Source organism: Corynebacterium sp. KPL4015 (genome assembly GCF_040225725.1).
Lineage (GTDB): Bacteria > Actinomycetota > Actinomycetes > Mycobacteriales > Mycobacteriaceae > Corynebacterium > Corynebacterium rhinophilum.
In genome coordinates, this window is sequence record NZ_JBEHGF010000030.1 from 18,513 (window position 1) to 28,954 (window position 10,442).

Genomic DNA, 10,442 nt, shown 5'->3' on the forward strand with positions numbered 1-10,442 from the left:
ACTCAACCGCGCTCTGCAGGCTTAAGCCGGGTAGTGCATCGGGGCGCCCGGCCCGAGCGGGATACCCAGCAGGTACCACACGATAAAGAAGATGAACCAGCCAACAATCATGGCGATGGAATACGGCAGCGCCAGTGACATCAGCGTGCCAACGCCCGCCGGCTTGTAGTAGCGCTGCAGGAAGGTCAGTGCCAAGGCGAAGTACGGCGACATCGGGGTGATGATATTTGTCGGCGAGTCACCGATACGGAAGAGCATCTGGGAAACCTCCGGGGAGATGCCCACGTACATCATCATCGGGACGATCACCGGCGCCATCAGTGCCCACTGCGCGGAACCTGAGGTAATGAACAGGTTGAGAACTGCCACCATGGCCACGAGCGCGGCGAACATCAAGATGGGCGGCAGCGACCAAGCCTGCAGCAGCTCAGAGCCCTTAATCGCGGTCCAGACACCGAGGTTGGACCACTGGAACCACGCCAAGAACTGGGCGACGGCGAAAAAGAGCACCAGCATGGGAACCAAGGTCTTAATGCCTTTAGCCATGAAATCTGGCACGTCCGAGGCGGACTTTAGCGTGCCGGCGTAGATGCCGTAGACGATGCCGCAGACCAAAAAGGCCAGGGCAATGGGAACCGCAATCGCGCTAATCAGCGGCGATTCCATGAAGCTATCTTCTTGGCTAGCGAGCGGGGAGCCCGGGATGAAGAGCAGGGCGAAGAATCCCGCGAGGAAGATAAGTAACGCGATACCAGAGGCGGCCAAGCCCTTTTGCTCCTCCGGCTTTACCCGCAGCTCTTCTTCTTCCTCGAAATCAACGTCGCTTTCCTCGCCGTCCTCGTCTGCGTCGTTATCGGCACCGGCGGCCTGGGAGAAGGAGACTTCCTCGTAATTAATCTTGTCGTGGTTGACCAGATCGCGGGCCTTTTTCACCATGAACCATTCCGTAACGGCGGTGATGATAAGGGACAGCACGATGGCGGATGGGATGACAAAGAAGATATTGGCCAGCGGGCTGACTTCATAAGCCTCATCCACAAACTGTGCGGCAGGAGTGGAAATACCGGCCAGCAGGAGGTCAGTGATGTTGAGGATCAGCGAGGCGTTGAAGCCTGCCGAGGACGCTGCAAAGGCCACCATGGCACCCACGATGGGGGAGCGGCCCACCGAGTGGAAGGCCATCGCGCCCAGCGGGATGAGGATGACATAAATGGCATCCGAAGCCACGGAACCAGTCACGCCGGCCAGCGCGACGATGAAGGTAAGGAACTTTGGGCTGACCTTGGTCACCATGGCGCGCACGAGCGCGGACAAGAGCCCAGACTGCTCGGCGACGGCCACACCCAGCATCACGGCAAGGATGACGCCCAATGGTGGGAAGCTCGTGAAATTTTCCACCGCATCCGTGACCATGCGCGAGATATTTTCGGTGGTCAGGAGGGATTCAACCTCGATGGTATCGCCGGATTTGGGATCCTCGGCGCTCATGCCAATCAGATGGCCAATCCAAGAGGTAATGGCGACGATTATCGCGAGGATGACGAAGAGCCAGAAAGGATCGGGGAGTTTATTGCCGATCTTTTCTACGGTGCCTAAAAAGCCGCTAGCTTTCTCCGGTTTTTCTTTGGTTTTAGTCTCGGCCATAGTATCGGCACTTTCTGTCGATCGGGTCGGGCATCATTGCGCACCAGATTTTGTGTTCTAGACTACACTACTAAATAGCGTTCACAGGTTGCTGTCAACTTTGGTTGCTACAGTGGCGGGGTGATTACTTTCAATAACGTGACTAAGGTGTATTCCGCCCAGTCCCGCCCCGCGCTCGATGGGGTGTCTTTTGAGATTGCGGACGGTGAGTTTGCCTTCCTCATCGGCCCTTCAGGGTCCGGAAAGTCCACCTTTCTAGAGCTCATGGTGCGCTATAGCAATGTGACCTCAGGCGATATTTACTTCGGCGATTTTCACGTCAACGAGCTAAGCGGCAAGGATATCAACGCCCTGCGCCAATCCATTGGTTACGTATTCCAGGATTTTCGGCTGCTGCCCAAGCTGAACGTGTACCAGAATGTGGCGTTTGCCCTGGAGGTCATCGGCAAGAGCAAGCACCGCATCTCCACCGCGGTGCCGCAGGTACTGGAGATGGTGGGCCTAGAAAACCGTCATCACGCGATGCCACACGAGCTTTCCGGCGGTGAGCAGCAGCGCGTGGCCATCGCACGCGCCTTGGTTAATCGCCCGAAGCTGCTGCTTGCCGATGAACCCACGGGCAACCTCGATCCCGCCACCGCCGACGGGATCATGGACTTGCTGCTGCGCATCAACAAACGTGGCACCACCGTCGTGATGTCTACGCACAATTCCCGCGCCGTGGATAAGGCGAAGAGGCGCGTGCTGGAATTGCGCGATGGCACGCTCGTTCGCGATGAACACAACGCCGCCTATTCGGCGCAGGAGGAGCAGGCATGAAGCTAGGATTCATCTTCCGCGAGGCCAGCAAGGGCTTGGGTCGCAACCTGACGATGACCATCGCGATGATCATTACCACGGCCATTTCTGTCGGCGCCGTGGTTGCCGGCATTATGGTCACCAACCTCACCAAGGATACGAAGGAAATCTACTTGGACCGAGTGGAGGTTATGGTGCAGCTCAACGAGGATATTTCCGCCACGGATCCAAACTGCACCACTCCTGCCTGCGCGGATTTAAAGGAACAGCTGGAATCCGATAGTTCTGTAGAGTCCGTGGAATTTCGCAACCGGGAGGCCTCCTACGAGCGCTTCCGCGAGCTATTCCAGGACACCGACCCGGTGATGGTGGAACAAACCTCGCCGGATGCGCTTCCCGCAGCGTTGCACGTGCGCCTCGTTGACCCGGAGGAAGCCTCCGCCATCGATGCCGTGCGGGATAACCCGGCGGTAGAAGAGGTCGTGGATCAGCAAGAGGAGGTGCGTGAAGCGGCAAGCAACCTCGATTCCATCCGCGCCGCCACCTTCATCGTGGCCATCGTGATGTCCATTGCAGCTATCTTCTTGGTGGCCAATATGGTGCAAATCGCCGCCTTCCACCGCACCCGTGAGACCGAAATCATGCGCATGGTGGGCGCCTCGCGCTGGATGACGCAGGCGCCATTCGTGGTAGAAGCCGTGCTCGCCTCCCTTATCGGTGTGGTTCTTGGCGGCGCTGGGCTGCTCGTGGCGAAATCCCAAGTGATCGATCCTGCGCTACAGGGCCTGTATGAATCGCAGTTGCTGGCACCGATGAAGTCCAGCGATCTGTGGATTGCACTGCCGCTGGTGGGGCTGCTCGCTTTGGCGGTTACCGCTGCCACCGCGCAGATTACCCTGCGTTCTTATGTCCGCCGCTAAGCCGTTTGCCGGGTGTGGTAAACGAGCAGTACACTGAGGCAATTATGGCTAAAAAGGGCAAGAAGAATAAGAAGGCGGCTTCCGGGGACGCTACGCTTGCAACCAACCGCCGGGCCCGGCACGACTATAAGATCCTCGAAGAATTCGAGTGTGGCATCGTCCTGCTCGGCACGGAGATCAAATCCCTCCGGGAGGGCAAAATCTCGCTCAATGATGCCTTCGCCACCATTGATAATGGCGAGGTGTACCTGCGGAATTTACACATTCCGGAGTATTCGATGGGGTCCTGGACCAACCACAGCCCGCGGCGCACCCGCAAGCTCTTGCTGCACCGCCGGGAGATCGACAAGCTTTACGGGCAGGTGCGCAATGGCAATAAAACCCTGGTGCCGCTCAAGGTGTACCTCAAAAATGGGTACGCGAAGTTGTCGCTGGCGCTCGCGCAAGGTAAGCAGGATTATGACAAGCGCGAAGACATCAAGCGGCGCGACCAGAACCGCGAAATCACCCGCGAGCTCGGCCGCCGCGTGAAGGGGATTAATGCTTAAAACGGTAAAGGTTCACGATGCTGTCAAGGGTGAAGACTCCATTTCCGGGACGGGCGTTTTGGTAGACCGCCTGTGGCCGCGGGGCATCGCCAAGGCGGACCTGGACTATGACGAGTGGTTCAAGGACGTGGCCCCCAGCCCCGAGCTGCGCAAGTGGTGGAGCCATGACGCGGATTCCTTCGAGGAGTTTTCGCGCCGCTACCGCGCCGAGCTCGATGATCGCGAATCCGAAGAGCTCACCCAGTTGCTCTCCTTGGCAAAAGAGGGGGACCTGACGCTGCTCTTTGGCGCCGCCGACCGCAAGATTAACCACGCGGTGGTCTTAAAAGAGTGGCTGGAAGAGCACTTGGAGAAATAGAAGCGTCTGCGGTAGTGTTGGAACAACCGTAGGGAATGATGCACTATCCCGTCCCTACAGTGCTATGGGGTTGATTTGGTTTCGACTTCGTACACTGCGCCAGGGGAAGCGTGCCGGTGAAGGCTACCGACCACCGTTTAAGCGTCGTAGCAAACAAATAAACGCAGAGAAGAACTCTCAGCGTGACTACGCCCTCGCTGCCTAATTACAGCGACGCGTGTCTGTCAGCCTAGGTTTCGTTCCTGACCTAGAACCTGGCATCGACTAAGGAACTTGCCGTCTGGCTGTGTCATCAGGGCCAGATGGGACTCTTACTGGTGACTGGGCCCATCATCCGGTACGAGTTCGCCCGAACCGGAGGGCCGAGCAGAGATCATGTGCGAACTGCGCACGGAGAAGCCCTGGCAAGGTGACGAAGGACCCGGGTTCAAGTCCCGGCAACTCCACCGAGAGCCCCTCACCTGCATTTGCAGGTGAGGGGCTATTTTTATTCCGTATCAGTCATCGTGACTACTTGATCGGGGTACCAGATGAAAAACTTGTTAAACTCACGAACGCGAACACTTCCACGTTGTGTCAGCAGAGATAGGTTGCACGACCTCGACTAAGAGAAGGTGAAGCATGGAACCTTACGTAGGAATAGTGGTATTCGAGCTGTCTCGTGTCGGGACGCAAAAGAGCTATTTCCGTGAAGATTTTTATATCGTCTATGCAGATACGGACGAAGCTGCCTCGGAGCGTGTACAGGCGTTGGCGCATGCACAAGAAGACGAAGGAGACGCCGAACATGGCTCAGTAAAGGTTCGTCACATCGTAGATATTGCCCCTGCCTTGTATGGGACTGTGGAAAAGGACATTGACTTGTACTCTCGGCATTTCGCTTCACTCGAAGACTATAAGCGGTTCGAAATGAAGCTTGGAGGGACTAACCCCCTGAAAGATTAAATCAAGCTCAACGTCGAGGTTAGGCAGCTTTCTTAGCGAGTAGTGCTGGCTCCATTGCTTCGGCGATTGCTTCTAGGACGGGGAAGGGGGGGAATAGTTGACTTTTAGGCTAGTGCCATAGTCGACGGCTTGTACCCAATTGGATACTAAGCGTCCTTTACGTTAGTGAAATGTCCCAGATTCTCCCATCTATCCACACGGAACAAAATCTGGGACACTTCAGTACTAGGCTCAACTCTCGCCGCCCTGGTGTCCAGGTAAGTGACAGTTCGGCCAGTAACGTCCATGGCTTAGACGGGTTCAGTTCCCGGAAACTCCACCGAGAGCCCCAGCTGGATTCAGTTCTAGCTGGGGTTTTCTTATGAGAGTCCCCGCGCGCGGCTAGGGTAGTGGCCATGCAGCGAGTATTTGATTCCCACCTCCACATCATCGATTTTTCCCACCCCATTCAGGAAAATCAGGGCTATACGCCGCCGGAGTTTTTGGTTCCGGCCTATGACGTATGGCGCGAGAAGCTGCGCGGTGAGGGTTTTGATATCACCGCCGGCGCGGTCGTCTCCGGTTCCTTTCAGGGCTTTGACCAGGGGTATCTGGCAGAAGCCCTGGGGGAATTGGATAGCTTCGTAGGCGTGACACAGCTGCCTGCCGATGTCCCCGATGCCGAAATCCGCCGGTTGGATGGCTTGGGCGTGCGGGCGGTGCGCTTTAACTTGCGGCGCGGTGGCAGCGCAGCACGGGAGGACCTGGAGGAGCTCGCCTGGCGGATCTATGACCTGGCAGGTTGGCACGTGGAGCTTTATGTCGACGCGGCTACGCTGGGCGATATGGCCCCAGTGCTCAAGAAGCTGCCGGCCGTGAGCATCGACCACCTGGGCCTGAGCGCGCAGGGAGTAGACGGCCTCTTAGAACTTGTCGATGCCGGGGTAAAGGTCAAGGCCACCGGATTCGGGCGCGTAGACCTCGATCCGGGAGAGGTGGTGCGCCGCATTGTCGACGTTGATCCAACGGCGCTCATGGCGGGTACCGATTTGCCCTCGCAGCGGACGAGCCGGGTGTTTTCGGTGGACGATTTCCGGCTCATCGGGGAGGCGGCGGGGGTACATGCTGATGACGTTTTCTTCGCCAATGCAGCGCGTTTCTATGGGCTGGACGCTGTACTTTAGGAAAGGTTACCCTCAACCTTGATTGGTTAGGGTGACTTAAGATAAGTTAATGGGGCATTTGTTTCTCGTCTATAAGGAAAGCACAATGAAGAGAATTCATCGCGCTCTTTTGTCTGTCGTGGCTGTCGCCTCCTTGGCACTTACCGCATGTAGCACTGCGGAAGAAGAGGACCAGGGTTCGAATAAGGGGACATCGGAAAGCGCACTGCAGATCGAAGATAATAACGGCACCCACGAGCTGGACGTACCGTTCGAGCGCGTCGCGGTAACGGATAACCGCGCCTTCGAAATCCTCGCGGATTGGGATGTCAATATCGTGGCCGCCCCGCTTGGCATCGTCCCGGATACCCTCTCGGACAAGATCAATGAAGACTCGATCGAGGCCAACCTGGGCATGCACCGCGAACCCGACCTGGAGGCACTGGTTGCCGCAGAGCCGGACATCGTCATCAACGGTCAGCGCTTCACCCAGCACCAGGCCGATATCGAGGCTTTGATGGAAGATACTCCGGTCCTGGACTTCTCCCCGCGCGACGATAAGGACATGGCGGAAGAACTCATCCGCCAGACCGAAGCACTGGGCAAGATCTTCGACCACGAAGATGAAGCAAAGAAGCTCGTCGATGACTTCAACAAGGCCCTGGACCGCGCTAAGGACGCCTACGATCCAGAGAAGACCGTTATGGCCGTCAACACCACCGGTGGGGATATCAACTACATCGCCCCAGGTAAGGGCCGCTTCTTCGGACCATTCTTTGAGCTGCTGGGCATGAAGCCTTCCCTCGAGGTGGAAAACGCCAGCGATGACCACGAGGGCGATGACATCTCCGTCGAGGCAATCGCTGATTCCAACCCTGACTACATCCTCATCATGGACCGCGACGGTGCCATTGCCAAGGATGAAGCAGGCTATACCCCAGGTAAGAAGCTGGTAGAGGATTCCGCGGCACTCAAGAACGTGACTGCCGTGAAGGAAGGCAAGATCGTTGCCGCTCCGCAGGATACCTACACCAATGAAAACATCATTACCTTCACGGAGACGCTCAACGCGATGGCAGACGCGTTTGAAAAGAACTAGCCACCACTAAAAACCGGAAACCGGAGGGATTTTGCCCTCCGGTTTTCAGGTGCGTAAAGGATAGTTATGGAAACCACCACCCGCACAAAGGTCTGGGATTGGAAGCTCGGCCTCGGCGTGCTCATCGTTGCCGCGTTGCTCGTTGCCTCCTTGCTGACCGGGCAGTACGACGTTTTTGGCGCCGACGATGGCGCCGCCATGTTCGGCATTACCCGCTTGCCGCGCACCATCGCCTTGGTGCTGGCCGGCGCGGCCATGGCTGTGAGCGGCCTGGTCATGCAGCTGCTTACCCAGAACCGCTTCGTCGAACCCTCGACCACCGGCACCACGGAGTGGGCCGGGTTGGGCCTGCTCATCGTCATGGTCGTCGCGCCCACGTCCTCGATTCTGGTCAAGATGATTGGTGCGGTGGTCTTTTCCTTCCTGGGCACCGTCGTATTCTTCCTGTTACTGCGCCGGGTGACCCTGCGCTCTTCGCTCATCGTGCCGATCATCGGCATCATGCTGGGTGCCGTGGTCTCTGCAATCTCGACGTTTTTCGCGCTGATGACGGACATGCTCCAGCAATTGGGAATCTGGTTCATGGGCTCATTTACCGCGGTATACAAGGGCCAATACGAGATTTTGTGGATCGTGCTCTTGGTACTGGTGGCGGTGTATATCTACGCCGACCGCCTCACCGTAGTTGGCTTGGGCGAGGACGTGGCCACCAACGTCGGGCTGAACTATAACCGCATGTTGTTGCTGGGAACCGGCCTCATCGCCATTGCCACGGGCGTGGTGACCGTCGTCGTGGGGTCCCTTCCATTCCTGGGGCTTATCGTGCCCAATATCGTCTCCATGATGCGCGGCGATGACTTGCGCTCCAACGTGCCCTGGGTCTGCCTGCTGGGCATCGGCATCGTCACCGTGTGTGACCTGGTGGGCCGCGTCATCATCGCCCCCTTCGAGATGCCGGTTTCGGTGATTCTTGGCGTCATCGGTGCCATCGTCTTCATCATCATGATTGTGAGGTCGACCCGTGCTAACTAAGATGTCCGCCCCGCCCAAGAAATACTGGATCACCCTGGCCTGCGTATGGATCTTGGCTGTATCTTTGGCCTTTGCATACCTAGCCTATGGCAACCCGATGGATTTTGGTACGCGCAAGTTTTGGCTCATCGCCCAGCGCCGCGCCGATGCCCTCATCGCCATGGCGATCGTCGCTGTGTGCCAAGCCATGGCCACGGTGTCTTTTCATACCGTGACGAATAACCGCATCTTGACGCCATCCATCATGGGTTTTGAGTCCCTGTACGTTGCCATCAATACCGCGACCATTTTCTTCCTGGGCGCTAGTGGGCTTAACGAAGCCCGCACCGTGCCCACTTTCCTCATGCAAATGGGCGTCATGGTGGGCCTTTCCTTGGTGCTTTATTCGTGGCTGCTGACCAACCGAAAACAGAATATGCACGCCATGCTGTTAGTCGGCGTGGTCATCGGTGGTGGCCTGGGCTCGCTGTCTACCTTTATGCAGCGCATGCTAACCCCCAGCGAGTTCGACGTGCTGACCGCGCGCCTTTTTGGCTCCGTCAATAACGCCGAATCCGAGTACTATCCCATCGCCATTCCCATCGTGGCCATCGCCACTACGCTCTTGGTGCTCAATGCGCGCAAGCTCAACGTGATTTCCTTGGGCGCCGATGTCAGCACCAACCTGGGCGTGAACCATAAAGCACACGCGATCTACACGCTGGTGTTGGTCTCGCTGCTGATGGCGACGACCACCGCGTTGGTAGGTCCCATGACCTTCCTGGGCTTTTTGGTAGCTACGCTGGCTTATCAATTTGCCGATACCTACGATCACCGCTACATCTTTCCGATGGCGGTGGGCTTAGCATTCCTCGTGCTCATTGCGGCCTACTTCCTCATGCAGCACGTATGTTCCGCCCAAGGCGTGGTGTCCATCATCATTGAGCTGGTAGGTGGCTCCGTGTTCCTGTTTGTCATTATGCGAAAGGGCCGACTGTGATCGAATTAAAGAACGTTTCTAAAACCTATTCCGCCGAGACCGCTATTGGTCCGCTCAACCTGACCATCCCGCAAGGAGGCATCACCGCGCTGGTGGGGCCCAATGGTGCGGGTAAGTCGACGATGCTCACCATGATCGGGCGCCTGCTCGACATGGATGAAGGCAGCATCGAAATCGCCGGCTATGACATCCAGTCCAGCAAGTCGGCCGACCTAGCGAAGATCGTGTCTATCTTGCGGCAGGAAAATCACTTCGTCACGAAACTGACCGTGCGCCAGCTCGTGGGCTTTGGCCGCTTCCCCTATACCAAGGGTCGACTTAATAAACACGATGAAGAGGTCATTTCCAAATACATCCACTTCCTGCATTTGGAAGAACTGCAGCACCGCTACCTTGACCAGCTATCCGGTGGTCAGCGCCAGCGCGCGTACGTAGCCATGGTGCTGTGCCAAGAAACTGATTACGTGTTGCTGGATGAGCCGCTGAATAACTTGGACATCTCGCACTCGGTGGACATGATGCGCCACCTGCGCGAGGCTGCCCAGGAGTTGGGGCGCACGGTCATCGTGGTTCTGCATGACATCAACTTTGCCGCGCGCTACGCGGACTATATCTGTGCCTGCAAGGACGGGCAGATCGTCGAATTCGGCCCGGCGGAGGAGATTATGCGCGACGATATCCTGACGCCCATCTTCAATACTCCGGTGCGCGTTATCGATGGGCCCGATGGAAAGATCGCGTGCTATCACTAAAAAGCAACGTTGGCCTGCGAGTTTGCGTTGTGTAGTGGGGTAGTATAAATTTTAGCGAGTCGCCGAGAGGTAGCCGGTTGGTTACTTTTGAGTGACTTTTTGTACTGACTTGGCTCAAGGATTTGACTTGGTTCAGGTTGTTGGGTAGGTTAGTGCGAGCCGCCGATGAGAGGTTAACGTTTGGTTAATTTTCTTGTGGTGTGTGGATGTTGTTTGAGAACTCAA

At 57.0% G+C, this 10,442-nt stretch carries 11 protein-coding genes and 1 other RNA gene; 11 read left to right on the forward strand and 1 reads right to left on the reverse strand.

Annotation, left to right across the window (positions count from 1 at the left end; all coding sequences use genetic code 11):
• Positions 1–21: 21 nt before the first annotated feature.
• Positions 22–1,644, reverse strand: coding sequence for an AbgT family transporter (locus tag ABRP64_RS10205; protein ID WP_296090430.1), 1,623 nt, complete (start codon positions 1,642–1,644; stop codon positions 22–24).
• A 120-nt stretch (positions 1,645–1,764) separates the two neighbouring features.
• Between ABRP64_RS10205 and ftsE the strand changes: the two genes are divergently transcribed.
• The 11 genes from ftsE to ABRP64_RS10260 all read left to right on the forward strand — a co-directional run bounded on the left by ftsE (position 1,765) and on the right by ABRP64_RS10260 (position 10,217).
• Positions 1,765–2,463: a cell division ATP-binding protein FtsE gene (gene ftsE, locus ABRP64_RS10210; protein ID WP_023028469.1), complete on the forward strand. Its 699-nt coding sequence runs from the start codon at positions 1,765–1,767 to the stop codon at positions 2,461–2,463.
• Complete coding sequence (ftsX, locus tag ABRP64_RS10215; RefSeq protein ID WP_284769983.1) at positions 2,460–3,362, forward strand: permease-like cell division protein FtsX; 903 nt, start codon at positions 2,460–2,462, stop codon at positions 3,360–3,362. The genes ftsE and ftsX overlap by 4 nt, the downstream gene beginning before the upstream one ends.
• Before the next feature lie 44 nt (positions 3,363–3,406).
• Positions 3,407–3,910, forward strand: coding sequence for an SsrA-binding protein SmpB (smpB, locus tag ABRP64_RS10220; RefSeq protein WP_023016945.1), 504 nt, complete (start codon positions 3,407–3,409; stop codon positions 3,908–3,910).
• The gene (locus ABRP64_RS10225) at positions 3,903–4,268 is read left to right on the forward strand and encodes a DUF488 domain-containing protein (RefSeq protein ID WP_284769982.1); all 366 of its coding nucleotides are present in this window, start codon (positions 3,903–3,905) and stop codon (positions 4,266–4,268) included. Before smpB ends, ABRP64_RS10225 begins: the two co-directional genes overlap by 8 nt.
• Positions 4,269–4,334: 66 nt before the next feature.
• Positions 4,335–4,717: a transfer-messenger RNA gene (gene ssrA, locus ABRP64_RS10230) on the forward strand.
• A gap of 172 nt (positions 4,718–4,889) precedes the next feature.
• On the forward strand, positions 4,890–5,213 hold the full coding sequence (locus ABRP64_RS10235) for a DUF4288 domain-containing protein (protein WP_023025804.1): 324 nt from the start codon (positions 4,890–4,892) through the stop codon (positions 5,211–5,213).
• A 395-nt stretch (positions 5,214–5,608) separates the two neighbouring features.
• Positions 5,609–6,376 carry an amidohydrolase family protein gene (locus tag ABRP64_RS10240; protein WP_284785002.1) on the forward strand — a complete coding sequence of 256 codons (768 nt, stop codon included), beginning with the start codon at positions 5,609–5,611 and terminating at the stop codon, positions 6,374–6,376.
• Positions 6,377–6,461: 85 nt separating this feature from the next.
• On the forward strand, positions 6,462–7,454 hold the full coding sequence (locus ABRP64_RS10245; RefSeq protein WP_502880536.1) for a siderophore ABC transporter substrate-binding protein: 993 nt from the start codon (positions 6,462–6,464) through the stop codon (positions 7,452–7,454).
• Between the two features lie 66 nt (positions 7,455–7,520).
• Positions 7,521–8,486, forward strand: coding sequence for an ABC transporter permease (locus tag ABRP64_RS10250; RefSeq protein WP_284854108.1), 966 nt, complete (start codon positions 7,521–7,523; stop codon positions 8,484–8,486).
• Position 8,487: 1 nt separating this feature from the next.
• Entirely contained in the window at positions 8,488–9,465 is a 978-nt protein-coding gene (locus ABRP64_RS10255; protein ID WP_284854111.1) for an iron chelate uptake ABC transporter family permease subunit, read from the forward strand.
• Entirely contained in the window at positions 9,462–10,217 is a 756-nt protein-coding gene (locus tag ABRP64_RS10260; protein ID WP_023025818.1) for an iron ABC transporter ATP-binding protein, read from the forward strand. Before ABRP64_RS10255 ends, ABRP64_RS10260 begins: the two co-directional genes overlap by 4 nt.
• The last annotated feature ends 225 nt before the right edge of the window (positions 10,218–10,442 follow it).